The 24,729-nt window shown below is 59.0% G+C and carries 23 protein-coding genes; 18 read left to right on the top strand and 5 right to left on the bottom strand.

Features of this window, described 5'->3' with window-relative positions:
- Window positions 1–106 precede the first annotated feature (106 nt).
- Both GOX66_RS01025 and GOX66_RS01030 read right to left on the bottom strand, forming a co-directional pair.
- Entirely contained in the window at window positions 107–1,264 is a 1,158-nt protein-coding gene (locus tag GOX66_RS01025) for an alpha-hydroxy acid oxidase (protein ID WP_170758748.1), read from the bottom strand.
- A gap of 39 nt (window positions 1,265–1,303) precedes the next feature.
- Window positions 1,304–3,103, bottom strand: a complete 1,800-nt coding sequence (locus GOX66_RS01030) for a sensor domain-containing diguanylate cyclase (protein WP_419555536.1) — start codon at window positions 3,101–3,103, stop codon at window positions 1,304–1,306.
- 181 nt (window positions 3,104–3,284) lie between these two features.
- On the opposite strand from GOX66_RS01030, the gene GOX66_RS01035 reads away from it, so the two are divergent.
- Window positions 3,285–5,681 carry an ATP-dependent helicase gene (locus GOX66_RS01035; protein WP_170758749.1) on the top strand — a complete coding sequence of 799 codons (2,397 nt, stop codon included), beginning with the start codon at window positions 3,285–3,287 and terminating at the stop codon, window positions 5,679–5,681.
- Window positions 5,682–5,685: 4 nt separating this feature from the next.
- Here the strand turns inward: GOX66_RS01035 and GOX66_RS01040 are convergent, their stop codons facing one another.
- Together GOX66_RS01040 and GOX66_RS01045 are read right to left on the bottom strand one after the other, a co-directional pair.
- A complete protein-coding gene (locus GOX66_RS01040; RefSeq protein ID WP_170758750.1) occupies window positions 5,686–5,976 on the bottom strand; it encodes a DUF1330 domain-containing protein in 291 nt (96 codons plus the stop codon).
- A gap of 375 nt (window positions 5,977–6,351) precedes the next feature.
- Entirely contained in the window at window positions 6,352–6,576 is a 225-nt protein-coding gene (locus tag GOX66_RS01045) for a DUF1127 domain-containing protein (protein ID WP_170758751.1), read from the bottom strand.
- A 913-nt stretch (window positions 6,577–7,489) separates the two neighbouring features.
- Between GOX66_RS01045 and mraZ the strand changes: the two genes are divergently transcribed.
- The 9 genes from mraZ (at window position 7,490) to GOX66_RS01090 (ending at window position 17,171) form a co-directional block, all read left to right on the top strand.
- The gene (gene mraZ, locus GOX66_RS01050; RefSeq protein ID WP_170758752.1) at window positions 7,490–7,993 is read left to right on the top strand and encodes a division/cell wall cluster transcriptional repressor MraZ; all 504 of its coding nucleotides are present in this window, start codon (window positions 7,490–7,492) and stop codon (window positions 7,991–7,993) included.
- 4 nt (window positions 7,994–7,997) lie between these two features.
- Window positions 7,998–8,990, top strand: a complete 993-nt coding sequence (rsmH, locus tag GOX66_RS01055) for a 16S rRNA (cytosine(1402)-N(4))-methyltransferase RsmH (protein ID WP_170758755.1) — start codon at window positions 7,998–8,000, stop codon at window positions 8,988–8,990.
- Window positions 8,987–9,355, top strand: a complete 369-nt coding sequence (ftsL, locus tag GOX66_RS01060; RefSeq protein ID WP_170758757.1) for a cell division protein FtsL — start codon at window positions 8,987–8,989, stop codon at window positions 9,353–9,355. The genes rsmH and ftsL overlap by 4 nt, the downstream gene beginning before the upstream one ends.
- Window positions 9,352–11,139, top strand: a complete 1,788-nt coding sequence (locus GOX66_RS01065; RefSeq protein ID WP_170758759.1) for a peptidoglycan D,D-transpeptidase FtsI family protein — start codon at window positions 9,352–9,354, stop codon at window positions 11,137–11,139. The genes ftsL and GOX66_RS01065 overlap by 4 nt, the downstream gene beginning before the upstream one ends.
- 21 nt (window positions 11,140–11,160) lie before the next feature.
- Window positions 11,161–12,642, top strand: coding sequence for a UDP-N-acetylmuramoyl-L-alanyl-D-glutamate--2,6-diaminopimelate ligase (locus tag GOX66_RS01070; protein WP_170758761.1), 1,482 nt, complete (start codon window positions 11,161–11,163; stop codon window positions 12,640–12,642).
- Window positions 12,639–14,033 (top strand): UDP-N-acetylmuramoyl-tripeptide--D-alanyl-D-alanine ligase, encoded by a 1,395-nt coding sequence (locus GOX66_RS01075; protein ID WP_170758763.1) that lies wholly within the window; start codon window positions 12,639–12,641, stop codon window positions 14,031–14,033. Before GOX66_RS01070 ends, GOX66_RS01075 begins: the two co-directional genes overlap by 4 nt.
- 24 nt (window positions 14,034–14,057) lie before the next feature.
- Entirely contained in the window at window positions 14,058–15,140 is a 1,083-nt protein-coding gene (mraY, locus tag GOX66_RS01080; protein ID WP_170758764.1) for a phospho-N-acetylmuramoyl-pentapeptide-transferase, read from the top strand.
- Between the two features lie 150 nt (window positions 15,141–15,290).
- Window positions 15,291–16,691, top strand: coding sequence for a UDP-N-acetylmuramoyl-L-alanine--D-glutamate ligase (murD, locus tag GOX66_RS01085; RefSeq protein WP_170758765.1), 1,401 nt, complete (start codon window positions 15,291–15,293; stop codon window positions 16,689–16,691).
- A gap of 105 nt (window positions 16,692–16,796) precedes the next feature.
- Window positions 16,797–17,171 carry a glycine zipper family protein gene (locus GOX66_RS01090; protein WP_237212404.1) on the top strand — a complete coding sequence of 125 codons (375 nt, stop codon included), beginning with the start codon at window positions 16,797–16,799 and terminating at the stop codon, window positions 17,169–17,171.
- On the opposite strand, the gene GOX66_RS01095 is transcribed toward GOX66_RS01090, so the two are convergent.
- Entirely contained in the window at window positions 17,168–18,346 is a 1,179-nt protein-coding gene (locus GOX66_RS01095; protein ID WP_170758767.1) for a BaiN/RdsA family NAD(P)/FAD-dependent oxidoreductase, read from the bottom strand. The two genes, GOX66_RS01090 and GOX66_RS01095, sit on opposite strands and share 4 nt — an antisense overlap.
- A 196-nt stretch (window positions 18,347–18,542) precedes the next feature.
- Between GOX66_RS01095 and GOX66_RS01100 the strand changes: the two genes are divergently transcribed.
- The 8 genes from GOX66_RS01100 (at window position 18,543) to murB (ending at window position 24,627) form a co-directional block, all read left to right on the top strand.
- A complete protein-coding gene (locus tag GOX66_RS01100; protein WP_170758768.1) occupies window positions 18,543–18,878 on the top strand; it encodes a cupin domain-containing protein in 336 nt (111 codons plus the stop codon).
- A gap of 255 nt (window positions 18,879–19,133) precedes the next feature.
- Window positions 19,134–20,297, top strand: a complete 1,164-nt coding sequence (ftsW, locus tag GOX66_RS01105) for a putative lipid II flippase FtsW (protein WP_170758769.1) — start codon at window positions 19,134–19,136, stop codon at window positions 20,295–20,297.
- Window positions 20,297–21,394 (top strand): UDP-N-acetylglucosamine--N-acetylmuramyl-(pentapeptide) pyrophosphoryl-undecaprenol N-acetylglucosamine transferase, encoded by a 1,098-nt coding sequence (locus GOX66_RS01110; protein WP_170758771.1) that lies wholly within the window; start codon window positions 20,297–20,299, stop codon window positions 21,392–21,394. The genes ftsW and GOX66_RS01110 overlap by 1 nt, the downstream gene beginning before the upstream one ends.
- On the top strand, window positions 21,391–22,800 hold the full coding sequence (gene murC, locus GOX66_RS01115) for a UDP-N-acetylmuramate--L-alanine ligase (protein ID WP_170758773.1): 1,410 nt from the start codon (window positions 21,391–21,393) through the stop codon (window positions 22,798–22,800). Before GOX66_RS01110 ends, murC begins: the two co-directional genes overlap by 4 nt.
- 78 nt (window positions 22,801–22,878) lie before the next feature.
- Window positions 22,879–23,124 (top strand): DUF2484 family protein, encoded by a 246-nt coding sequence (locus tag GOX66_RS26005; protein ID WP_170758774.1) that lies wholly within the window; start codon window positions 22,879–22,881, stop codon window positions 23,122–23,124.
- Window positions 23,121–23,387, top strand: a complete 267-nt coding sequence (locus GOX66_RS01125; protein WP_170758775.1) for a DUF2484 family protein — start codon at window positions 23,121–23,123, stop codon at window positions 23,385–23,387. The genes GOX66_RS26005 and GOX66_RS01125 overlap by 4 nt, the downstream gene beginning before the upstream one ends.
- Before the next feature lie 23 nt (window positions 23,388–23,410).
- Window positions 23,411–23,704: a hypothetical protein gene (locus GOX66_RS01130; protein ID WP_170758776.1), complete on the top strand. Its 294-nt coding sequence runs from the start codon at window positions 23,411–23,413 to the stop codon at window positions 23,702–23,704.
- A complete protein-coding gene (murB, locus tag GOX66_RS01135; protein ID WP_170758778.1) occupies window positions 23,701–24,627 on the top strand; it encodes a UDP-N-acetylmuramate dehydrogenase in 927 nt (308 codons plus the stop codon). The genes GOX66_RS01130 and murB overlap by 4 nt, the downstream gene beginning before the upstream one ends.
- Window positions 24,628–24,729 lie beyond the last annotated feature (102 nt).

The following is a 24,729-nucleotide window of genomic DNA, read 5'->3' on the forward strand; positions in this document are numbered from 1 at the left end:
TGGTGTGGCCGTGTTAATAGGCGGACAATACGCGCACGTATATCAGTCGTTCTGGGTAGAACCGGCATGTTATCGCTCGCAAACGCCGCCTTTTGGCATGATCGTTTTACATACGCTGCGCTGCAGCATCAACATTTGTGATCGCGGATGGGATATTTTGCAGATTCGGCAGGCCCAGCTGTCCCATGTTGGCGATTATGTCCTGACGTAGAATATCGATGACATGCGCTGGTCCTTGCGCACCCAAGGCACTGAGTCCATATAAGAAACCGCGCCCAAGCATGACGAAATCGGCACCCAGAGCCATCGCGCGCAGAATGTCCAGACCGCCCTCAATCCCACTGTCAAAGATCAGTGGCAGGCATGTCGCTGCCCGAATGTACGAAAGCACGTCAATACTGGCCGGAGCGCCGTCAAACTGTCGACCGCCGTGATTCGAAACCCAGATGGCGTCGATACCGACCTGTTGCAGACGTTCGGCATCCTCGGCCCGCATGACCCCTTTTATGACAAATGGCCCGTCCCATGCATCCCGTAGCCATTTGACATAGTCCATGTCCGGTGAGGTACGCAGCAGATATCCGACATGGGCCGTCGGCGGTAGGGCGCTTTCGCCATCAATATACTTGTCCAGCGCCCGCATCCTTGGCATCCCGCATCGCACCATGCCCAACGCCCAGGTTGGTCTTAACGCAATTTGTGCCAGCAGGCGCGGCGTCAACTTTGGTGGATGGGTCAGTCCCGAACGAGTCTGCCTCTCGCGCCGGGAAGCGACCGGGACATCCGCAGTCAGAACGAGCGTCGAGAAACCTGCCGTCTTTATGCGATTCAGCATATCCCTGCGAATATCCGGGTCCTTTGGGGGGTATAGCTGAAACCACGCGTTCTGGCCGATATGAGGGGCCATGTCCTCGGGGCTCTGACTGGCAACAGTCGACAGCGTGTAGGGCAAGCCTGCCTCAGCAGCGGCGCGCGCCAGCAGTTTTTCCGCATCAGGCCAAACCAAACCTGACATTCCAATCGGAGCAATTCCGACCGGCAAAGGAAGGTCGCGGCCCAAAAACTGGATGCCGGTATCGCATTCGATCGGCCCATGCAGAATTGAGGGCAGAAACCCAATGCGTTCAAGCGCGATCCGGTTGCGCTGAATCGCGGCTTCCGTACCGGTACCGCTATCCAGAAATTCCCAGACAAAATGTGGCACGCGGTGTCGTGCGCGGCGTTTCAGGTCGGCAATGCCGGGGAATGAGCTGTGCAGGTCCATATGAATTGATCCGACCTGCACAACGATTCTGCAAGGTTTTCATGCCGCTGCCGGGGGCGGAGCGGCCTTGGGTGACAGTTCTGACTTGGCCTTTGAACCCTCTGTTGCCGATGCATTCGCTGCAGGAGTACCGGCGACCTGCACCTGATTCCGGCCCCTGTCTTTGGCACTGTAAAGGGCGTCATCCGCCGCGCGCATCAGATCCTGCGGCATAGTTCCATGTGCCGGATAGTGAGCGACCCCGACCGAAATCGTAATGCGTGGCAGCGATTTCTCACCATACCGAACCGCGACAGCTTCGACCGCCTGCCGCAATTGTTCGGCCCGGGTTACTGCGTCATCGGGTGTGTTGTCCGGCAGGATCAGCATGAACTCTTCACCGCCGATGCGACAGGCGACCTCGTCCCGGTCGCAACCCTGCTCCAAAGCCGAACCGACCGCGCGCAACACCATGTCCCCTGCATCGTGTCCATGGGTGTCGTTGAACTTTTTGAAGTGATCCACATCCACCGCAATCAGGCTTAGCGGCGCGCCCGTCTGCTGGCTGCGGCTGATGGACTTGCGCAAGGTTTCCGTCATGTGCCGTCGGTTGAACAACCCAGTCAGTGGGTCCCGGACAGACTGATCATGCAACTGGTCGCGCATCCGCACATTCGCTATCGCCATGCTGATCTGTTCGGCGCAAAGCTGGGCCAGCTTCTTGCTGGAATGAAACATTTCATCAGACCCTTCATGCGCCCGCAGATGCAGTAGCCCAACCGTTTCTCCATGCGCCAGAATGGGAAAGCAGAAATAAGGCCGCCCGTCATGCGGTTCAGCGTGTTCGCAAACAAAATCGATTTCGGATGCGCCATATTCATAAGTCCGGCCCCGGCGCAGGCCCCAGCATCCTTCGGGGTGGATGTGCGACTTGTGGGTGCCGCCATTCCAACTGGCGCAACCGTCAAGTACATCGCGCGAGTTCGAATAGACATACACGCTGCCTTCTGCCTCGGGTAAGAGGTGGGTCATAAAGCGCGAGACCATATCGAACAGCTCGTCCAGAGACCGGCTGGATTGCAGCCACTCGTTTAACTCGCCCAGCAATCGGACCTCGCGTGCCAGACGGAGTTGATCGTCCATCAACTCACGCTCTTTGGCCGCGCGTCCCCGCAGGTTGCGCACCTGACGCAGATTGGCGCGATAGATCACCAAAATCACCGCCGACAGAGCAAACAGGGCGACGCCGCTGAGAACGCCCAGTGACAGCCGGGCCCGGTAAATGAATGTATTCCGGATCTGGGTGATGTCTGAATAAAACTCAATCGCGCCCAAAAAACGCCCTTCGCGGATGACCGGCGTGTAGATCTCGGCAACATGGCGGGTCTGCGGGCCAGTTGCGTGCAGCAAATTACCGTCAAGATTTTCGACCTCGGTCAGCGGCTTTTCTTCGTGTTTGTAAAAGATGTTTCCTTGCCCAAGGATATCGCTGAAATAGGCGTTGGTATTGATCGAACCCACGTCCGAGGCGCGCGTGGACCAGAACACCTGGCCTGTGCCGTCAAAGAGTTTAAAGCGGTAGATGTCCGAAGTTGCTGGCAACAGCTCCAGAAATTCTTTGTCATGGTCATCCAGGATGCCGACTCGGAACGTGGCATCGACATCCTCAAGATGCGAGACCACCTGCCGGTTCAATTGCGTCGCTTCGCGGCGCAGATCGGATTCCAGCATCCGGTCGACCACTGGCGCCGGAATCGTGTAAATTCCCCACCCAGACAAGGCGGTCAAAATGCCCAAAGTCAAAATGATGCCTGCAAGTTTCAGTCGGGAGCTTACGCCCGATCCGCCAGGTTGTTCCATTGTCCGCGCTCCCACAGCTTTGGTCCCAGCATCAGATTTAAGCTTTGACAGATGGTTAACGGGCCCGCGCCAAACCCCGTTGTATTGATTAGAATTGACCGCAAAGGCTGGTAAAAAACTGTGTGAACAAGGGGTGAACAAACTCTTTCCCTCGGCGCGTATCCGGCGTAGTTTGGGGGTTATGAGCAGTTTCGACGAAATGGACGCCTTTGAGGGCGCATCGCTATCCGCACGAGCCATGGCGGCGCGCCCCATGCCTTATCTGGACGAGCTGAACCCGGCGCAGCGCGACGCGGTCGAACGGCTGGATGGTCCGGTGCTGATGTTGGCCGGGGCGGGAACGGGTAAGACCAAGGCGCTGACGGCGCGCATAGCGCATTTGCTCAGCAACGGGCGCGCGCGTCCAAACGAGATACTGGCGGTCACCTTCACCAACAAGGCCGCGCGTGAGATGAAAGAGCGTGTGGGGCGTCTGCTCGGGCAGCCTGCCGAGGGGATGCCGTGGCTGGGTACGTTTCACTCGATCTGCGTCAAGCTGTTGCGCCGTCACGCGGAACTGGTGGACCTGAAGTCGAACTTCACCATTCTGGATGCGGATGACCAATTGCGATTGCTCAAGCAATTGGTAAAGGCCGCCAACATCGACGACAAACGGTGGCCTGCCAGAATGCTTGCGGGCATTATCAGCAGTTGGAAGAACCGCGCGCTGAAGCCCGGTAAAGTACCCGCCGCAGACGCCGGTGCGTATAACAACAAGGGTATTGAGCTCTATGCGCAGTATCAGACCCGTTTGCGAGAACTGAACGCGGTCGATTTCGACGATCTGCTGTTGCACATGGTCACGATCTTTCAAACGCATCAGGATGTTCTGGAACAGTATCAACGCTGGTTCCGGTACATCCTCGTGGATGAGTATCAGGATACCAACGTCGCGCAGTATCTCTGGCTGCGGTTGCTGGCCGGGGCGCATAAGAACATCTGTTGTGTGGGTGATGATGACCAGTCGATCTATGGCTGGCGCGGTGCCGAGGTGGGCAATATTCTGAAATTCGAAAAGGATTTTCCCGGCGCCTATGTCGTGCGGTTGGAGCAGAACTATCGCTCGACCCCGCATATTCTGGCGGCGGCGTCCAATGTCATCCGCGGCAACGAAAGCCGCCTGGGTAAGGAGCTTTGGACCGACGCGGAAGAGGGACACAAGGTCAACCTGATCGGCCATTGGGATGGCGAGGAAGAAGCCCGCTGGATCGGTGAAGAGATTGACGCGTTGCAGGGGGGCACGCGCGGTATTCGCCCCATGAACCTGGATGAGATCGCCATTCTCGTCCGCGCCAGCCATCAAATGCGTGCCTTCGAAGATCGGTTCCTGACCATCGGTCTGCCCTACAAGGTCATTGGCGGCCCCCGCTTCTATGAACGAATGGAGATTCGCGACGCCATGGCCTATTTCCGGCTTGTGGTCAGCCCCGATGACGATCTGGCCTTTGAGCGGATCGTGAACACTCCGAAGCGAGGTCTGGGCGACAAGGCGCAACAGACGATCCAGTTGACGGCGCGTGAAAACGGCGTGTCGCTGATCGACGGCGCGCGGATTGCGGTTGATAATGGTTTGATCAAGGGCAAAGGCGGCAAGGCGCTGCGCGAGCTGATCGAGGGCCTGGCGCGCTGGAACGCCATGACACGCGGGCCTCGGATCGTAGTTGACGACGACTCGGTGATCGACGACGGCACGGCTCCGATGCGATTTGGCGAGCCGGAAGTGTCGCATATCGAATTGGCACAGATCATTCTCGACGAATCCGGCTACACCGCCCACTGGCAGAACGAAAAGACACCCGAAGCGCCGGGGCGGCTGGAAAACCTCAAGGAACTGGTCAATCAACTGGACAATTTCGAGAACCTGCAAGGGTTTCTGGAACATGTCAGTCTGGTCATGGACAATGAACAAGAGGGCGATGGGGCCAAGGTCTCGATCATGACCCTGCACGCGGCCAAAGGGCTGGAGTTTCCCGCCGTTTTCCTGCCGGGTTGGGAGGATGGATTGTTCCCTTCGCAGCGTTCCATGGATGAAACCGGAATCAAGGGCCTCGAAGAAGAGCGACGGTTGGCTTATGTCGGCATCACCCGCGCCGAAGAGGTCTGTACCATTTCCTTTGCCGCCAACCGGCGCGTATTCGGACAGTGGCAGAATGCGATGCCGTCGCGATTCATTGACGAATTGCCCGAGGATCATGTTGAGGTGCTGACACCTCCGGGTCTTTATGGTGGTGTTCAGACGACGGCCGGGATCGAATCCCGCGCGGCTGAGGCGAATGTTTACAACTCGCCCGGCTGGAAGCGGATGCAGGCGCGTCAGGGGCAGTACGGAACGTCTCAGCCGCGTGAAAGCCGTAATACCGTGATCGATGCTACGGCAGTGGCCAGTTTCACGTTGGGTGAGCGGGTTTTCCATCAGAAGTTCGGCTACGGCGCGGTGATCGGCATTGAAGGCGACAAGGTCGAGGTCGATTTCGAAAAGGCCGGCACCAAGAAAGTGGTCTCGCGGTTTTTGTCCGCCAAAGACGACGTTCCGTTCTGAACGGCTACAGCCCTTCGACCAGCGCCATATTTGCCGTCGCTGTTTTGTGCCGGATCTTCGCCAGTTCGATATAGTCCGGGTCGTCCTTCCAGGCCTTTGCTGCCTCCAGCGAAGGGAACTCCATCAGAACGATTCCGTCCTCGGGCCAAGTACCTTCGATTATTTCCACCGGCTTGGATGACACTGTCAGCAGGCGTCCCCCGTGCCGGTCAAAGATCGGCATGAAACCTTCAAGGTATCCCTGATATCCGTCCGGGTCGTGAATGGTAATCTGGGCGATGAAATAGGCGGCCATAGGAAGCTCCTGAAAACTCGTTCAGAACTTCATCTTACACACAGTTCAAAAAAACAAAAAACGGCGGTTCCCAGGGAGGAGGAGGGGAACCGCCGTTCTTTTCAACATCAAGGCAGGGAGGAGGAGGCCCTGATGTATCCGAACCCGGGTCTGATCCCGGTATGAGGAGAACGCGGCGACACCAGGGAGGAGGAGAGGCGTCGCCGCGCGCTTTCAACACCGGGAAAGGGAGGAGGAGTACCCGGTGTGTCAGCGTCCGGCATTCAGGGCCGGTATAAGAAGCGGCGACATCAGGGAGGAGGAGAGACGTCGCCGCTGAAATACAGGTCCTAAAGGGAGGAGGAAGGACCTGATCTCGGTTATGTCATTCTGCGCTTAACGCGCAATGTAGTCCTCGGCCGCTTGCAGCGCGACACGGCGGATCATCGAGCGGTGCAGGCCCAGATCGGCCAGTTCGCGGTTCGACAATTCAGACAGTTCGTTTACCGTCTGGCGGTAGATGCGGTAGCGGGTGAACCGGGTCTTTGCGGCCTCGAACAGCGAAGTAAGTCCGGTTGCAGGTGCGCCTTTGAGCGCGGTTTGATGTGCTGCTACAGCCATGTGCGTAACCCGATAAGTTTTGTTCGTGCCGGTTCGTTCCGGCGTTTGCTTGAGACTGAAAATAAGAAAATGCTGCAATTGCACAATAGCCCATGTCGTCAATGCCGCTATGCAGCAATTGCATAGATATCAGAGAGTTGCAGTCCAGGCGGTCAAATTCCCCAAAAACAAAGGGTTTGTCTCGCGCTTTATCCATAAAGCAGACGTTCTGAGGTCCCAGCCATACGGAGGATTTCCCGTTCTTAGCGCGGAATGATCTGAAATTTAGAGACCCGGAATGCAGAGAGCGGCGCGAAGCTCGCTTCTGTTGATGAGCGTTTGAGCTGGCATGGGAAATTATGGGCACGTGATGGAATACCCGTAATGGGCGCAGCTTGGCGCAAGAGGATTGGGGTGATTCGTCGGGCGAATTCCGCGTTTTGGACCAGATATGCAGAAGATTTCACCGTTCATGAATTTTTTTTGGGAATACATGGGACGTAATGGGTTTTGGTATAATTCGGCATATCTTGTGTGTAATTTTGATGAAGTATCTATTTATGGTATCAATTGAGCCGTTTTCTTTTGCATTTTGATTGATTATGTTGCGATTCTTAAATTGACGGTGCGAAGTTTCCTGTTGATTTCCATAAATTCCCATGGCATCCCTTAGTCATCCGATGAGGACGAGGCACATGGGGCACCAAACGACCCCGAACCAATAAAATCAGGTTTCATACAGGCATCTCGCTTTCATCAATCAAGAGATCCGGCGCGCGGGCGAGCAGACATCCCCCCAGGTGGCGCGCGCAGCTGGACATCCCGCAAGGCGGGTCAATGCGGCGGGTTGATCAGTGGCAGCAGATCAACTCGCCGTTTTTAACTTCGGGGGACGGAAGATTTAGGTGGGGCGCAAGCGAAAGGGATAGTCGTCTTGGCGCGCAGGTTTAGAGGTGAAAGCCACCACAAGGTGGATGCGAAGGGCAGGGTGTCGATCCCGGCCTCGTTTCGCCGTGTGCTTGAGGCCTCTGATTCCAACTGGCAGCCCGGAGATACTCCTGAATTGGTGATTGTCTATGGTGATCACCGCCGCAAATTCCTAGAATGCTATACCATGCAAGCGATCGACGAGGTCGACGAAAAGATTGATGCGCTGCCGCGGGGCTCGATGCAGCGGAAGATGCTGCAGCGCATGTTTCATGGTCAGTCCTTTCCCACCACTGTGGATGAAACCGGACGTCTGGTCCTGCCTGCCAAGCTGCGTAACAAGATCGGGCTTGAGAATGAGGCGTTCTTTATCGCCGCCGGTGACACGTTCCAGATCTGGAAGCCCGAGACGTACGAGGCCGAAGAGCTGGCTGCCGCCGAAGAATGGCTGGACGAACAGCCCGAGGATTTTGATCCTTTGGAATTCCTAGACGGCGTCGGGGACGCGTAACGGCATGGCCGGCGCTGAGACCCTTTCTGACAAACCTCATATACCTGTTCTGCTGCGTCCATTGCTTGCGGCAGTTGCGCCGGTGTCCGGTGTCTGGCTGGACGGCACGTTCGGCGCAGGCGGTTATACGCGCGGTTTGCTTGAGGCCGGGGCGAACAAGGTTATTGGCGTTGATCGCGATCCACTGGCATTCGATATGGCCGCGGATTGGGCTGGCGAATATGGTAACCGTCTGGTGATGCAGCCCGGTGTTTTTTCTCGCATGGACGAATACGCGCAGGATCTGGACGGGGTAGTGCTGGATCTTGGCGTGTCCTCCATGCAACTGGATCAGGCTGCGCGTGGGTTTTCGTTCATGAAGGACGGCCCTCTGGACATGCGCATGAGCCAGGAGGGCGAGAGCGCCGCTGATCTGGTCAACACCGCGACCGAGGCGCAACTGGCTGATATCCTCTTCCATTACGGAGAGGAGCGCGCCAGTCGTCGTATCGCCAGAGCAATCGTGAAAGCCCGGGCTGAGGAGCCGATCAACACAACCCTGCGTCTTGTCGAGATCATCGAGTCCTGTCTGCCGCGCCCCAAGCCGGGCCAGTCACACCCTGCGACGCGCAGCTTTCAAGGCCTGCGGATCGCAGTAAACGCTGAGTATGAAGAACTGTTTCAGGGTCTCATGGCCGCAGAGAGGGCATTGAAGCCGGGCGGGCAGCTGGCTGTGGTCACCTTCCACTCGATCGAAGATCGGATGGTTAAGCGCTTTTTCCAATCCCGTGCGGGCAAGACGGGGCGCGCAAACCGCTACGCGCCCGAGATGGAACAGGAACTGCCGCAATTCACGCTCAAGACCCGCAAGGCGGTGGGTCCTGACGAACAGGAATTACAGGACAATCCGCGCGCGCGTTCAGCCAAGTTGCGCGTCGCAATTCGGACTGAGGCTCCGGCGGGGGAAATTGACGCCCGCGCCATCGGGATGCCGCAACTGGGTGGAAGGGCAAGATGAAGAGTGTTTTGTATGTGTTGACTGCTCTGGCCGTGTTTGGACTGGCGCTTTGGGCGTATCAGGAGAATTACCGCACCCAGCAGGTCGTGAAGGAAACGCAGCGGTTGCAGCGTCAGATTGGCATGGCGCAGGTACGGCTGGCTGTTCTGAACGCTGAATGGGCATATCTGAACCGCCCTGATCGTTTGCGAGAGCTGGCTGACCTAAACTTCGAGCGTTTGGGCTTGCTGCCCCTGCGTGCGGAACAATTTGGCCGCGCCGACCAGATCGCCTATGCTGAAGACCCGGACCTGCCGATCGTCGATCCGATCGAATTGCAGGCGATTACCAATATTCAGGCGTTGGGTGAGGTGCAGATTCCATGACCCGCACACCCCTTCGCCCTCTGGCCCGCATTCTTGATGCTCGCGCCCGGGGTGAAAACCCCAAGGCCATCGAACGGGAGAATATCCGCCAGCGTCACGAAGATATGAAGGATCGCGCCCGCGCCCGCGCCGAGGGCCGTCTGCTGGTGCTTGGCCTGTTCTTCTTCTGTGCCTTCTCTGTTGTGGGTGTCCGTATGGGCATGCTGGCCACGTCGGAAGCGCAGGAGCCGCTGGCCTCGGCACCCGGTGCCGCGATTGCGATGCAACGCGCCAATATCGTCGACCGTGAGGGGCGCATTCTGGCGACCAATCTGGATACCTATTCGGTCTACGCACAGCCGCCCCTGATGATCGACCCGATCGCCGCAGCCGATAAGTTGGTAGCGATCTTCCCTGATCTGGATAAAGAGCGCCTTGTCAAAGACTTCACTGGCAAACGCAAGTTCCTTTGGATCAAGAAGCGCATTTCGCCCGAGCAGAAACAGGCTGTGCATGACATTGGCGATCCCGGCATCCTGTTCGGCCCGCGGGAAATGCGCCTGTATCCGAATGGCCGTCTCGCCGCGCATATTCTCGGTGGCTCGGGTTTTGGGCGCGAGGGCGTGAGCGCGGCTGAGGTAATCGGCGTGGCCGGTGTTGAAAAACAGTTTGACGACTATCTGCGCGACCCGGCCAACGGCAACAAGCCGTTGCAACTGTCCCTGGACCTGACCGTTCAGGCGGCGGTTGAGCAGGTGCTTTTTGGCGGTATGAAGATCATGAACGCCAAGGGTGCCTCGGCCGTTCTGATGAACGCGCATACGGGTGAGGTGATTTCGGCGGCATCGCTGCCCTCGTTCGATCCGAATGACCGCCCGCGCCCGCCGACTTCGGGGTTTGATCCATCGGACAGCCCTCTGTTCAATCGCTACGTGCAGGGCGTGTATGAACTGGGTTCGGTGTTCAAGATCTTCACCGCGGCACAGGCGGTGCAGTTGGGGTTGGTCAATTCCAATACCATTATCGACACCTCTGGCCCGATGAAGATCGGCCGCTTTCCGATCGGAGAGTTCAACGGCAAGAACTACGGCAAGATCAGCGTGTCTGATGTGATCGTCCACAGTTCGAACCGTGGCACCGGGCGGTTGGCGTTGCAGATCGGTGCGCAGCGGCAGCAGGACTTCCTGCAGGCACTGGGGATGTTTGAACCCACCCCGTTCGAGATTGTCGAGGCTGCAGGCGGCGAACCGCTCAAGCCTAAGAAATGGGGCGAACTCAGCACCGTGACAATCTCCTATGGCCACGGGTTGTCGACCAGCCCGATGCATCTGGCCGCCGGTTATGCGGCGATTGCCAATGGCGGACATTACGTCAGCCCGACCATCTTGCGCAAAAACGGCCCGCAATATGGTCCGCGCGTGATGTCGGAAAGCGCGGCAACTCAGGCGCAGAAAATGCTGCGTCGTGTTGTAACGGATGGCACCGCGAGCTTTGGCGATGTGGCGGGTTATGACGTAGCCGGTAAGACCGGTACAGCGGACAAACCCAAGCCCCGCGGTGGCTATTATGATGACAAGGTAATCGCCACCTTTGCTACGCTGTTTCCCGCCTACGATCCGAAATACGTCCTGATCGTCACGCTGGATGAGCCATCCATAGTTGCCTATGGCGAAAAGCGGCGCACAGCGGGCTGGACGGCAGTTCCGGTCGCAGCGGAATTGATCGGTCGCATCGCACCCTTGCTGGGCCTGAGACCGCGGCTTGAGCCTGAGGCGGGCGCTGCTATAACCCTGACCTCAAATTAGGCTGTCCAAAAGAGGTGGGTCATGGGCGCAAGGACAAAGAAACTCAACCAACTGGCCCTGACCGCGCGGGGAGGCGATAATCCCGACATCACCGGATTGGCCGTCGACAGCCGCGAGGTCAAGGACGGCTACCTGTTCGCTGCCCTTCCCGGCACTCGCGTACATGGGGGTGAGTTTATCCAGTTCGCGCTGCGCATGGGGGCTGCCGCGATCCTGACCGATGCCGAAGGTGCCGGAATCGCCGCCGATGAACTGGCCGCATCGGACGCCGCGCTGATTGTTGTCGAAGACCCCCGGCAGGCGCTGGCCGGATGCGCCGCGCTGTGGTTCGGCGCGCAGCCTCAAACCGTCGTTGCGGTCACAGGGACGAATGGCAAAACCTCAGTGGCCACATTCGTCCGCCAAATATGGATGGAACTGGGCCGTGCCGCCGTGAACCTCGGCACCACCGGGGTGGAAGGCGCATGGGCGGCCCCGCTGGCCCATACAACTCCAGAACCGATTACGCTGCATCGCTGCCTTGCTGAGGCCGCTGAGAATGGCGTGACCCATGCGGCAATGGAGGCATCGTCTCATGGTTTGGAGCAGCGCCGCCTGGACGGAGTGCATCTGACAGCGGCCGGGTTCTCGAATTTCACGCAGGATCATCTGGATTACCACGAAACCTTTGAGGCCTATTTCGCAGCCAAGGCCGGGCTGTTTGACCGGGTTTTGCCGCAGGATGGCACCGTGGTCGTCAACATGGCCGACCCCAAAGGCGTTGAGGTGCGCGAGATCGCTGAAGAGCGAGGGCAAAATGTGCTTACGGTTGGACCGGGCGATGCCGATCTTTGCCTTATCAACCAGCGGTACGATGCAACGGGGCAGGACTTGCGCTTTTCCTGGCAGGGAAAGGTTTTCCAGACTCGATTGAATCTGATTGGTGGGTTTCAGGCCGAAAACGTTTTGCTGGCCTGTGGTCTGGTCATCGCGGGTGGAGAAGACCCGGAATGCGTGTTCGAGACCCTGCCGCACCTGACGACAGTACGGGGTCGCATGCAACTGGCCGCGACGCGCGATAACGGGGCGGCCGTGTTTGTCGACTATGCCCATACACCGGATGCGGTGGCCACGGCGCTCATGGCGATTCGGCCGCACGTCATGGGGCGCCTGATCGCCATAGTCGGCGCAGGTGGCGACCGCGATGCCACCAAGCGCCCGCTGATGGGCAAAGCTGCCGCTGACCATGCCGATATTGTTTTTGTCACGGATGACAACCCTCGCGGCGAAGACCCGGCCACCATACGCTCGGCTGTTCTGCTGGGTGCACCTGAAGCGACCGAGGTCGGCGACCGCGCCGAAGCGATTTTGCGCGGCATTGATGCTCTGCAACCGGGTGACGCTCTTTTGATTGCGGGCAAGGGGCATGAAACCGGTCAGATTGTAGGTGACCAGGTCTTGCCTTTCGATGACGTTGAGCAAGCCAGCATCTGTGTGGCCGCACTGGACGGGAGGGTTGCATGACGCTCTGGACAGCGGCCGAGGCTGCCAAGGCCACTGGTGGACGCGCCACCACCGATTGGCAGGTCGAGGGCGTGTCGATCGACACGAGGACCATCCAGCCCGGAGACTTGTTCGTCGCGCTCAAGGCTGCGCGCGACGGGCATGAATTTGTAGCGCAGGCTTTGGACAAAGGCGCAGGAGCCGCGCTGGTATCCCGTATACCCGAGGGTGTACGAGAAGACGCCCCGCTTTTGATCGTCAACGACGTGCAGGCCGGGCTTGAGGCTCTGGGGCAGACGGCCCGCGACCGCACCCACGCGCGCGTGGTTGGCGTGACAGGGAGCGTTGGTAAGACATCCACCAAAGAGATGCTGGCTACCATATTGGAAACGCAGGGCAAAACTCATGCCAGTGTGGCCAGCTACAACAACCATTGGGGCGTGCCGCTGACCCTGGCCCGGATGCCCCAAGACACCGAGTTTGCAGTGATCGAGATCGGTATGAACCACCCCGGTGAGATCTCTCCGCTGGCACGGCAGGCCCGTCCGCATGTGGCGTTGGTGACGACGGTTGCAGCGGTGCATCTTGAGGCTTTCGAGTCGGTGGCCGGCATTGCGCACGAGAAAGCTGCGATTTTTGACGGGCTGGTCCAGGGCGGCGCGGCCATCGTGAATGCAGACATTGCGCACGCGGATGTTCTTCGGACGTGTGCTCGGGATCGTGGTGTCAAGACGGTCGAGTTCGGTCGCAACGGATCGGATTACGTACTGACCGATGTGGTTCAGCAACCCGATACAGTTCATGCGGAAGCTTCGGTCGCGGGTGAACCGATATTATATGACGTGCAGTCCGCCGGTACGCATTTTGCAATGAACGCCTTGGGTGCCTTGGCAGCTTGCGTCGAACTGGGTGTCGATCTGGATCGGGCGATTTCCGGTCTGGGTGAATGGTCGCCGGTCAAAGGGCGCGGCGTGCGCGAACAGATCGCTCTGGCGGGCGGTGGCAAGATCGAATTGCTGGACGACAGTTATAACGCGAACCCCACCTCGATGGAGGCCGCCTTGGATGTGCTGGCCGCATCGCAAGGCACACGTCGGATCGCTTTTCTGGGCGATATGAAGGAATTGGGGGCGCAGGAACTTGCCATGCACGCGGCAATGGCGGACGTACCGGCGATGGCGCGCGTCGATCAGGTGCACTGCGTTGGTCCGTTGATGCAGGCGCTGCATCAGGCGCTGCCCGAGGGCAAGCGCGGGTTGTGGTTCGAATCCAGCGCCGAGATGGCCGGGCACCTGCCGGGATTGATCAGGGCAGGTGACACGGTATTGGCCAAAGGGTCGCTCAGCATGGCGCTGGCACAGATTGTTGACGGTTTGCGGAAAATGGGGCATGGGAGCGCGCTTGACCCATGACCGCTGTCTGAGAAAGGTTTTGTAATGCTCTATTGGTTGACCGCCTTATCGGACGGGGGGGATTTCTTTAACCTCTTCCGCTACATCACGTTCCGTGCGGGTGGTGCCTTTATGACGGCACTGATATTCGGGTTCATCTTTGGCAAACCCCTGATCAACGTGCTGCGCAAGAAGCAGGGCAAGGGTCAACCGATCCGGGATGACGGACCTGAGGGGCATTTCTCGAAGGCCGGCACGCCAACAATGGGCGGGCTGCTGATCGTTGGGGCGCTGGTGACGTCGACTTTGGTCTGGGCACGATGGGACAATCCGTATGTCTGGATGGTTCTGTTCGTGACGTTGGCCTATGCCGCGATAGGTTTTGCAGATGACTTCGCCAAGGTCTCGAAGCAAAACACTAAAGGTGTTTCGGGCAAGATGCGGATGGCATTGGGAGTAATAATCGCCGTTCTGGCGTCACTGTGGGCGACATTGCACCATCCCGAAGCGCTCCAGAGTCAATTGGCTGTTCCGGTTTTTAAGGACACTTTGGTCAATCTGGGGATATTCTATATTCCCTTTGCCATCGTGGTGATCGTCGGCGCGGCCAACGCGGTGAACCTGACCGATGGGTTGGACGGACTGGCGATCATGCCCGCGATGATTGCAGCCTCGACATTGGGCATCATTGCCTATGCGGTAGGCCGAGTGGACTTTACCGAATATCTGGACGTGCATTACGTACCCGGAACGGGGGAGATTTTCATCTTTACCTCGGCGTTGTTTGGCGCGGGTCTTGGTTTCCTTTGGTACAACGCCCCGCCCGCCGCGGTGTTCATGGGTGATACGGGTTCGCTGGCGCTGGGCGGCGCACTGGGTGCGATCGCGGTGGCGACCAAGCACGAATTGGTGCTGGCCGTTGTGGGCGGACTGTTTGTGGTCGAGGCGCTGAGCGTGATCATACAGGTGCTGTATTTCAAACGCACCGGACGCCGCGTGTTCCTAATGGCGCCGATCCATCATCACTATGAGAAAAAAGGCTGGGCAGAGCCAACAATTGTGATCCGCTTTTGGATCATCTCGCTGATCCTGGCGATGATCGGTCTGGCAACACTTAAAGTCCGGTAACGCTCCCGCCAGGTTCGGTGGACCTGCGGTCCACCTGCCACCTGTTGGGCCCGGCTCGCGCTGCCGCGCGAGCCATTTGTCGCCCTTGCCATCGGTGATTTCTTCTGTGCAGTGTGACGGCCAATTCAAAGTCAGATGAAGGTGGGCAGCATGATCCCGGTCAAAGGGTTTTCAGGGCAGAAAGTAGCGGTTCTGGGACTTGGACGGTCCGGGCTGGCCACGGCTCGTGCATTGCGCGCGGGTAAGGCAAACCCGGTGTGCTGGGATGACAACCCGGCTGCGCGCGAAAATGCCGAAGCGGAAGGGTTTGCCTGCGCCGATCTGCACCGGCAAGGCGCGTTTGATGAGATCGCAGCGCTGATCGTGTCGCCGGGTATCCCGCATCTTTACCCCGAACCAAATCCGGTTGTGGTGGCAGCGCTTGAAGCCGGGGTGCTGGTGGACAACGATATCGGCCTGTTCTTCCGGTCTTTTGCCGGGCCTGAGTGGAACAACTTCGACATGCCTCCGCGCGTCATTGCCGTGACCGGATCAAACGGAAAATCGACCACCGCAGCCTTGATCCACCACATCCTGACCGAGGCAGGGCGCGAAGCACAACTGGCGGGAAACATTGGCCGAGGCGTCCTGGATATTGACCCCGGTGGCGATGGGTCGGTCGTTGTCCTGGAATTGTCCAGCTATCAGACCGAACTGGCGCGAGCGCTGACACCGGATGTGGCTGTTTTCACGAACCTCTCACCGGATCATCTGGACCGGCATGGCGGCATGGGCGGATACTTTGCAGCCAAACGACGCCTGTTTGCCGAGGGCGGCCCCGATCGCGCTGTGATCGGAGTAGATGAAAGCGAAGGCATTTTCCTGGCCGGACAGCTGGCTGAGGGGCCTGCGGATGACCGGGTCATCCGCATCTCTGTCGCGCGCAAGCTGACGGGGCCGGGCTGGCAGGTCTTTGCGCGCAAGGGGTTTTTGTCGGAATACCGCAAGGGGCGGCAAACCGGTGCAATTGACCTTCGAGGCATCAAAGGGCTGCCCGGTGCGCACAACCATCAGAACGCCTGCGCCGCCTATGCCGCTTGCCGCGCGCTGGGGTTGGCGCCGCGGGTGATCGAGGACGCTCTGCACAGCTATCCCGGCCTGCCGCATCGCAGCCAGATCATCGCCGAGGCGGATGGTGTGACCTATGTGAACGACTCCAAGGCCACCAATGTCGACAGTGCTCTCAAGGCGCTGAGCGCGTTCAAAAAGATCCGCTGGATCTGTGGCGGGCTTGAGAAAGAGGGCGGGCTGGCGGCGCTGAACGGGGCTGCAGATCAGGTTATCAGGGCCTATGTGATTGGGCGCGAAGCCGCCGGATTCGCCATGCAGCTTGAGGTTGACGCGCAGGTCTGCACCACCATGGCGGATGCCGTCGAACACGCTATGGCGGATGCTGAGCCGGGAGAGACCGTCTTGCTGGCTCCGGCCGCAGCCAGTTTCGACCAGTACGACAATTTCGAGCAGCGCGGAGAGGACTTTGTGGCGCAAGTCCGACAGAGGTTGCCCGAATAGTCATTTGCAATAGATCGCCGGTTGGGCCAATCTGCGATGCTATCAGCTTGACGTTTCAAAGTTATTGGTTTTGCCTGCCCGCAAATTCAACACGAGGTTATGACTATGCCATACCGTAAATTCTCTCTGATCCTTCCAGCCCTTATGGTGGTTGGTGCTTGCTCGAACGTTGGCGCGAATTACCAACCGATTGTCGACGGTCCAGTAGGCCCGAACTACAACGCAGATCTGGCCCAGTGTCAGGCGCTGGCGAGATCGCAGCCTACTGTTGACAGCAGAACGGCCGGTGCGGCGGCGATTGGTGCGGCGGGTGCAGCCGGGACAAAAGCCATTATCGATGACAGCGCCAGTGATCTGGGTCGTGCTGCGGTAGCCGGTGCTTTGGTCGGGGCCGGTGCGAGCGCGATTAGCAACACCCAGAACCAGGAAGTCATCGTACGCAACTGTATGCGCGGGCGCGGCTATAACGTCGTCGGCTAACGGCCGGCGATAGCAGTTCCTGCGGCATGACCCGAAGACCACGCCCACTGGAAGTTGTAGCCACCCAGCCAGCCGGTGACATCCACCGCTTCACCAATCACATAGAGGCTAGGAACATTCCTGGCCTCCATCGTTTTCGATGACAGGTCATCTGTCTCGATACCCCCCAGCGTGACCTCGGCTGTGCGATAGCCTTCGGTGCCAGAAGGCGTCAATGGCCAGTCAGAGAGGGCCGCAATCAGGTCCTTCAATGCAGTGTCGGACTGATCCGCCAGGTTGCCCTGCATCGGGGTATGTCGGCTAAGGTAGTCCACCAGCCGCGCGGGCAGGTGCCGCGACAGTTCCGTTGTCAGTGCCTTGCGCCCGCCGCTTTGCCGCTGGTCGCGCAGCAGGTCGAACAGAGGCAGGTCGGGGATCAGATTGACCCGGATCGCCTCACCCTCGCGCCAGTAGGACGAAAGCTGCAGCACCGACGGCCCGCTGAGGCCGCGATGAGTGAACAGCAGCGCCTCGTCGAAACTGGTGCGATCATTTGACAATCGCGCGGGCAAGGACACGCCGGACAGGTCCTTGAATTTCCCGTCCGAGAAGGTAAATGGCACTAGCGCCGCTCGTGTCTCGGTAAGGCGAAGCCCAAATTGCCGCGCAATGTCATAGGCCAACCCGGTCGCGCCCATCTTGGGGATCGACTTGCCGCCTGTGGCCAGTACCAGATTGGCGCAGGTCAGATTGAGACGCTGCCCCTCGCGCTCAACATCCAGCGCAAAGCCACTTTCGGTTTTGCGCAGGTCCTTTAGTTCGGTTCGTACCCAAAGCTCAGCCCTAACGCGTTCCATCTCAGCTAGCAGCATCGAGATGACCTGTTTCGACGACCCGTCGCAAAACAGCTGTCCCAGCGTCTTTTCAAGCCAAGCGATTCCGTGACGCCCAACCAGGTCAATGAAATCCCATTGCGTATATCGGGCCAGCGCCGATTTGCAGAAATGCGGGTTCCGCGACAGGAAATTGCCCGGCCCCGTATACAGGTTGGTAAAGTTGCATCGCCCACCGCCCGAGATGCGGATCTTCTCACCCGGAGCCTTGGCGTGATCGATCACCAGCACGCGCCCGCCGCAATGGGCGGCGCACATCATACCGGCAGCCCCGGCACCGAGGATGATCGTGTCATAGGTCATGCGCAGCGCATGGCGTGGAATGACAGGGAAGGCAAGAGTACACGCCGATGCGGAACGCGAGAAAAACTGCCTGGGTCACCAGGCGCCCTAGAATTTCGGGCGAACTGAATAGCAGATTGCCAGCCGCTTTTCGCACTGTCATGCTGCCGCATTGTGCCAAGAGCCATTGGCTGTATCTGCGAACAAGGATATTTCAATGCAATTTCCCGATTTTATTACTGCTTTTCCAAAACTGGACGTGCCTTTTCCTGAGGATGTTGTGCAGACAGCTGTCGTTCGATCCGATGCTGGATTGGTCGCATTTTTCACCTTTCTCAAGGATATGGAACTACCCCTGCATTCGCATGGTGCACAATGGGGAACCGTGGTTGAAGGAGAGATTGAACTTACCATTGGTGGCAATACAAAAATCTATCGTCCCGGCGACAGCTATTCGATCCCGGCCGGGATGGAACACGGCGGGACAATCAAGGCAGGATCTCGGGTTATCGATGTGTTTGAAGAGCCCGACCGTTATCCGGTCAAAGGGTGATGAAAAACAGGTTTCGGCGCTGGTTTGACCGCACGCGTCACACGGGATGGGCACGGCGCATACGTTTGTCGCGCCATCTGGGAAAAAACAGCTTTTTCAACATGCCCGGCAGGGTGTCGGAGGTTTCGCGTACATCCTGCGTTGAATTTTACGCCTCGCCGTCATTCCGCTAGCCCAAAAGCAAAAATCCCTGTAGACTCTCAATCAGATCCCGAAAAAACGGGACGTAAACGAGGCAGATAGTGGCGGTATCTCATGACTGAGATGGTGTATGGCGCGGTCCAGGACCAGCGCGGCGAACCGATTCTACCAAAGTGGTGGCGAACGATCGATCGCTGGACGATGTCCTGCGTGCTGATCCTGTTTGTCATCGGGCTGTTGCTGGGGCTGGCCTCGTCGCCGCCGCTGGCCGGGCGTAACGGGTTCGATCCGTTCCATTATGTCGAACGACAGGCATTGTTCGGCGGGCTTGCCCTGATTGCAATGCTGCTGACCTCGATGATGTCGCCGACGCTGGTGCGAAGGCTGGCGGTTCTGGGATTTCTGAGCGCGTTCGTGGCGCTGGCCTTTCTTCCCATTTTCGGCACCGATTTCGGTAAAGGCGCGGTGCGTTGGTATTCTCTGGGCTTTGCGTCGCTGCAGCCGTCGGAATTTCTGAAACCCGGTTTTGTCGTTGTGGCCGCTTGGCTGCTGGCCGCGTCGCAGGAGATTAACGGCCCTCCGGGGCGGCTGTGGTCGTTCGCCCTGTGTATGGCCATTGTTGCTATGCTGGTGATGCAGCCCGATTTCGGCCAGGCCTGTCTGATCCTGTTCGGCTGGGGCGTGATGTATTTCGTGGCCGGGGCGCCAATGTTGTTACTGGTTGGCATGGCCGGAGTAGTCGTTCTGGGCGGCATGTTCGCCTATTCCAACTCGGAACACTTTGCCCGCCGCATTGACGGTTTCCTGAATCAAGAGGTCGATCCGACCACCCAGCTTGGTTATGCCACCAATGCAATCCGCGAGGGTGGCTTGTTCGGTGTCGGCGTAGGTGAAGGGCAGGTGAAATGGTCGCTGCCCGATGCTCATACGGATTTCATCATCGCTGTCGCGGCCGAGGAATATGGATTGATTCTGGTGCTGATCGTCATCGCGCTTTATTCAATTATTGTGGTACGATCGCTGCTGAGGCTGATGCGGGAACGTGACATGTTTATCCGTCTTGCTGGCACTGGTTTGGCCTGCATGTTTGGCGTTCAGGCGATGATCAATATGGGTGTAGCCGTGCGCCTTCTGCCCGCCAAGGGCATGACGCTGCCGTTTGTCAGCTATGGTGGTTCCTCCCTGATTGCGGGCGGTATTGCCATTGGCATGCTGCTGGCCTTCACCCGCACCCGCCCACAGGGCGAACTTGGCGATATTCTGCGCGGAAGAGGATAATGGGGAAACCTTACCTGTTGATTGCGGCTGGCGGCACCGGGGGCCATATGTTCCCCGCCCAGGCGCTGGCCGAGGCGATGCTGCAAAAAGGTTGGCGGGTGCGCCTGTCCACCGATGCGCGCGGTGCGCGCTATACCAGCGGCTTTCCACAGCCCACCGAGATTGTCGAGGCGTCCTCCGCGACCTTCGCCCGCGGCGGTTTGGCGGCTAAGGCGATGGTCGGACCAAAGATTGCGGGCGGTGTGACCAGCATGTCCATCCAGATGATGCGCGACAGGCCGGATGTGGTTGTCGGTTTTGGCGGCTATCCGTCCATCCCCGCGCTGGGCGCAGCAACGATGCTGAAAATCCCGCGTATGATTCACGAACAGAACGGTGTTTTGGGCCGTGTGAACCAACTGTTTGCTACGCGTGTTTCTCACGTGGCCTGCGGCGTCTGGCCCACGGACCTGCCCGAGGGGGCCAGGGGCCAGCACACCGGTAACCCTGTCCGCGCCGCGGTGTTGGAGCGCGCAGCGGCGGGATACATCCCACCCGGTGATTACCCGATGTCGATCCTTGTGATGGGCGGCTCTCAGGGTGCGCGTATCCTCAGCGACGTGGTTCCCGGTGCCATCGCCGCATTGCCCGACGATCTGCGCGCCCATATCCGCGTCGCCCACCAGGCGCGCGACGAAGACGGTGAGCGCGTCACTACTTTCTACGCTGATCACGGCATCCGGGCCGAGGTGAAACCCTTCTTTCAGGACGTCCCCTGCCGTATGTCGGACGCGCAGTTGGTCATTTCACGCTCCGGCGCGTCAAGCGTTGCCGATATCTCGGTCATCGGACGGCCCTCGATCCTGATCCCCTTTGCCGCTGCGGCAGGGGATCATCAGACTGCAAACGCACGCGGACTGGTTCAAGCCGGAGGGGCGATCATGATACCCGAAAGTGCCCTTGACGTTTCCGCGCTGACAGAGCAAATCACCGCAGTTCTGACCAACCCCGAAGCCGCGCAAAAGATGGCCCATGCCGCCCTTTCGACTGGCGCGCCGGATGCAACCGAGCGTCTGGTGCATCTCGTCGAACAACTGGCGCAGAAGGAGACCGCATGAATCCTGCAACCAAACTGCCGCAAGACGTAGGCCCGATCCATTTCGTGGGGATCGGCGGGATCGGGATGTCAGGCATTGCCGAGGTGCTGCTGAACCTGGGGTACCGGGTGCAGGGTTCGGACCTGAAGGCGTCCAAGATCACCGATCGTTTGGCTGGTTTGGGGGCCGAGATCTTTGTTGGCCAGCGCGCCGAAAATCTGGAAAATGCCGCCGTTGTCGTGGTCTCGACCGCGATCAAACCGGGCAATCCGGAACTGGACGGCGCACGCGCACAGGGATTGCCGGTTGTCCGCCGAGCCGACATGCTGGCCGAACTAATGCGCCTGAAGTCCAACATCGCTATCGCCGGAACTCACGGCAAGACCACCACCACCACGATGATGGCTGAACTGATGGTGGCGGGCGATTTCGATCCGACTGTGATCAATGGCGGCATCATCCACGCTTATGGCTCGAACGCGCGAATGGGGCAGGGCGAATGGATGGTGGTCGAGGCCGACGAATCGGACGGTTCCTTCAACCGCCTGCCTGCAACCATCGCCATCGTCACCAATATCGACCCCGAGCATATGGAGCATTGGGGTGACTTCGACAAACTGCGCGACGGGTTCCACGAATTCGTTTCGAACCTGCCGTTTTACGGTCTCGCTGTTTGCTGCACAGACCATACAGAAGTTCAGACGCTGGTGGGCCGAGTCACCGACCGCCGTGTTCGGACCTATGGCTTTAACGCGCAGGCCGACGTGCGGGCGGTCAACCTGACCTATAAGGGCGGCGTCGCGCATTTCGACATCCACCTGCAATACGAAGATACCGTGATCGAGGGCTGCACCTTGCCGATGCCGGGTGACCACAACGTTTCGAATGCCTTGTCTGCCGCGGCTGTTGCCCGCCATCTGGGCATGAAGGCATCGGAAATTCGCGAAGCTCTGGCCAATTTCGGCGGCGTCAATCGTCGCTTTACCAAGGTGGGCGAAGTCGATGGTGTCACAATTATCGACGATTACGGCCACCACCCGGTTGAAATTGCCGCCGTTCTGAAAGCCGCCCGTCAGGCGACCGAGGGTCGTGTTATTGCGGTGCATCAACCGCACCGATACTCGCGCCTGTCCAACCTGTTCGACGATTTCTGCACCTGCTTCAATGACGCCGATGTTGTCGCCATCGCTGATATCTTTGCCGCCGGAGAAGAGCCCATCGAAGGTGCCAGCAGCGATGATCTGGTGCAGGGCCTGATCCGCCACGGCCATCGCCACGCCCGCGCCTTGCTGGACGAAAACGATCTGGAACGCCTCGTCCGCGAGCAGGCCCGACCGGGCGACATGGTTGTTTGCCTCGGGGCGGGGACGATCAGCACCTGGGCCAACGGTCTGCCCGAGCGGTTACAGCGAAAACAGGCTGTTTGACGCAATGGACTCTTGTGTGTTGCAACTTTAAGGTGCGATGTCGCAACCGCCGAAGTGGCGTCCTCGGAGGGGTTATTCGTGTACTCGGTCGTATTTGCAGCCTTGTGGGTTGTGGCCTCGACAATCGTGGCCATGCTGCCGATGCGTTTGCAATTCCCACCGGGGGTAGCGCTGTTTGTTTCTGCACCCGCTCTGATCGTCTGGCTGGGTCACGACTTTGGATGGGTCTTCTCTGTCTTGGCTTTCGCGGCCTTCGCTTCAATGTTCCGCAATCCCATCCGATTTTACTGGCGTCGGTGGACCGGGCGGGAGGTTGAGGAATGAACTGGTCCATCGCCCTTGCCGCCATTTGGGGGATTGCAGCCAATGTGCTGGCGATGCTTCCCAGCAAAGACAATCACTGGACTCGTGCCTATTTCCTGATTGCATTGGGTATCCCGATATTGGGTTACGTCACATATCAGAACGGCCCGTGGATCGGGCTGATCGTTCTGGCGGCCGGCATGTCTGTGCTGCGCTGGCCGGTGATTTACCTGACCCGTTGGACAAAGGCGAAAATGCAGGGCATGAAGGCGACCAACAAGTAACCGGCCATTTTCAGGAGGCCCCCATGGTCGACACCGCCACTTTCGCTTTTCTGCCGCTGATATCACTCATCCTCGGAGCCATCGCAGGCTTTATTGCCGGGCGTTGGATTGGGACCAAAGCCCTGCTTTGGCTGATCGGGCTGTCCTCGGCGGTTGGCCTGGTGCTCATCGTAATGCTGGCAAGCGTTGGAACCGGTGAGGAAGAACAAGCCTTTGGCCCCTTCATCTGGCTGACCGGTGCAGTGTTGCCCTTTCTGTTTGCTGTCATCATGGGCGGTGTCGGCGGACGCAGTCTGGCCGCGCGAGTTGGCGCATGATCGAACTACCCGACGTTCGGGGCCGTCTTTCCCGGGCCCGTACGCTTTCCGATCTGACCTGGTTGCGCGTCGGCGGTCCGGCGGATTACCTGTTTCAGCCTGCTGATATCGAAGATCTGCAGACGTTCATGCGCCAGTTGCCGACCGATGCGCCGGTCTTCCCCATGGGCGTCGGTTCGAACCTCATCGTAAGAGACGGAGGGCTCCGCGCTGCGGTGATCCGCCTTGGACGTGGCTTCAATGACATCGCGGTCGAGGGCAATACGGTGACTGCAGGTGCGGCGGCGCTGGACGCGCATGTGGCGCGCAAGGCGGCGGATGCGGGGGTCGATCTGACCTTTCTGCGGACCATTCCCGGCTCGATCGGCGGTGCCGTGCGGATGAACGCGGGCTGTTACGGCAGTTACACGGCCGACGTTCTGCGCAAGGCAAAGGTAGTTACCCGTCAGGGTGAGGTGGTGGAGCTGACGCCTGCGGACCTGAATTTCCGCTATCGCCAAACCGACCTGCCCGAAGGCGCGGTGCTGGTCTCAGCCACATTCGAAGGTCCTTCGGATGATCCTGAGGAGCTGCACGCTCGTATGGCGTCGCAGTTACAAAAGCGAGACGAAACCCAACCCACCAAGGACCGCAGCGCCGGATCGACATTTCGCAATCCGGCCGGGTTTTCCTCGACCGGGCGGGCGGATGATGTGCATGACCTCAAGGCGTGGAAGGTGATTGACGATGCGGGCATGCGCGGTGCCACCCTTGGTGGTGCGCAGATGAGCGACAAGCATTCGAATTTCCTGATCAACACCGGCACCGCTACCGCTGCGGACCTGGAAGGTCTGGGCGAAGAGGTGCGAAAAAAGGTTTACGAAACAAGCGGCATCACGCTAGAGTGGGAAATCATGCGGGTCGGCGATCCGCTGAAGGAATAAAGCCCCAGCCGTCAGACCATAACAAGAAATTTCAGGCGACGGATCAAAGGCATAACACAGTACGGACCACCACATAAGGTCCGGGGACATTGAGGCGCACGA

This window comes from Ruegeria lacuscaerulensis (assembly GCF_013031245.1).
Taxonomy (GTDB): Bacteria; Pseudomonadota; Alphaproteobacteria; order Rhodobacterales; family Rhodobacteraceae; genus Ruegeria; species Ruegeria lacuscaerulensis_C.

What these genes read in the sequence shown, in the direction of transcription:
- GOX66_RS01025 (WP_170758748.1), bottom strand. Translation starts at nt 1,264, where the DNA reads ATGGACCTGCACAGCTCATTCCCCGGCATTGCCGACCTGAAACGCCGC.
- GOX66_RS01030 (WP_419555536.1), bottom strand. Translation starts at nt 3,103, where the DNA reads ATGGAACAACCTGGCGGATCGGGCGTAAGCTCCCGACTGAAACTTGCA.
- GOX66_RS01035 (WP_170758749.1), top strand. Translation starts at nt 3,285, where the DNA reads ATGAGCAGTTTCGACGAAATGGACGCCTTTGAGGGCGCATCGCTATCC.
- GOX66_RS01040 (WP_170758750.1), bottom strand. Translation starts at nt 5,976, where the DNA reads ATGGCCGCCTATTTCATCGCCCAGATTACCATTCACGACCCGGACGGA.
- GOX66_RS01045 (WP_170758751.1), bottom strand. Translation starts at nt 6,576, where the DNA reads ATGGCTGTAGCAGCACATCAAACCGCGCTCAAAGGCGCACCTGCAACC.
- rsmH (WP_170758755.1), top strand. Translation starts at nt 7,998, where the DNA reads ATGGCCGGCGCTGAGACCCTTTCTGACAAACCTCATATACCTGTTCTG.
- ftsL (WP_170758757.1), top strand. Translation starts at nt 8,987, where the DNA reads ATGAAGAGTGTTTTGTATGTGTTGACTGCTCTGGCCGTGTTTGGACTG.
- GOX66_RS01065 (WP_170758759.1), top strand. Translation starts at nt 9,352, where the DNA reads ATGACCCGCACACCCCTTCGCCCTCTGGCCCGCATTCTTGATGCTCGC.
- GOX66_RS01070 (WP_170758761.1), top strand. Translation starts at nt 11,161, where the DNA reads ATGGGCGCAAGGACAAAGAAACTCAACCAACTGGCCCTGACCGCGCGG.
- GOX66_RS01075 (WP_170758763.1), top strand. Translation starts at nt 12,639, where the DNA reads ATGACGCTCTGGACAGCGGCCGAGGCTGCCAAGGCCACTGGTGGACGC.
- mraY (WP_170758764.1), top strand. Translation starts at nt 14,058, where the DNA reads ATGCTCTATTGGTTGACCGCCTTATCGGACGGGGGGGATTTCTTTAAC.
- murD (WP_170758765.1), top strand. Translation starts at nt 15,291, where the DNA reads ATGATCCCGGTCAAAGGGTTTTCAGGGCAGAAAGTAGCGGTTCTGGGA.
- GOX66_RS01090 (WP_237212404.1), top strand. Translation starts at nt 16,797, where the DNA reads ATGCCATACCGTAAATTCTCTCTGATCCTTCCAGCCCTTATGGTGGTT.
- GOX66_RS01095 (WP_170758767.1), bottom strand. Translation starts at nt 18,346, where the DNA reads ATGACCTATGACACGATCATCCTCGGTGCCGGGGCTGCCGGTATGATG.
- GOX66_RS01100 (WP_170758768.1), top strand. Translation starts at nt 18,543, where the DNA reads ATGCAATTTCCCGATTTTATTACTGCTTTTCCAAAACTGGACGTGCCT.
- ftsW (WP_170758769.1), top strand. Translation starts at nt 19,134, where the DNA reads ATGACTGAGATGGTGTATGGCGCGGTCCAGGACCAGCGCGGCGAACCG.
- GOX66_RS01110 (WP_170758771.1), top strand. Translation starts at nt 20,297, where the DNA reads ATGGGGAAACCTTACCTGTTGATTGCGGCTGGCGGCACCGGGGGCCAT.
- murC (WP_170758773.1), top strand. Translation starts at nt 21,391, where the DNA reads ATGAATCCTGCAACCAAACTGCCGCAAGACGTAGGCCCGATCCATTTC.
- GOX66_RS01125 (WP_170758775.1), top strand. Translation starts at nt 23,121, where the DNA reads ATGAACTGGTCCATCGCCCTTGCCGCCATTTGGGGGATTGCAGCCAAT.
- GOX66_RS01130 (WP_170758776.1), top strand. Translation starts at nt 23,411, where the DNA reads ATGGTCGACACCGCCACTTTCGCTTTTCTGCCGCTGATATCACTCATC.
- murB (WP_170758778.1), top strand. Translation starts at nt 23,701, where the DNA reads ATGATCGAACTACCCGACGTTCGGGGCCGTCTTTCCCGGGCCCGTACG.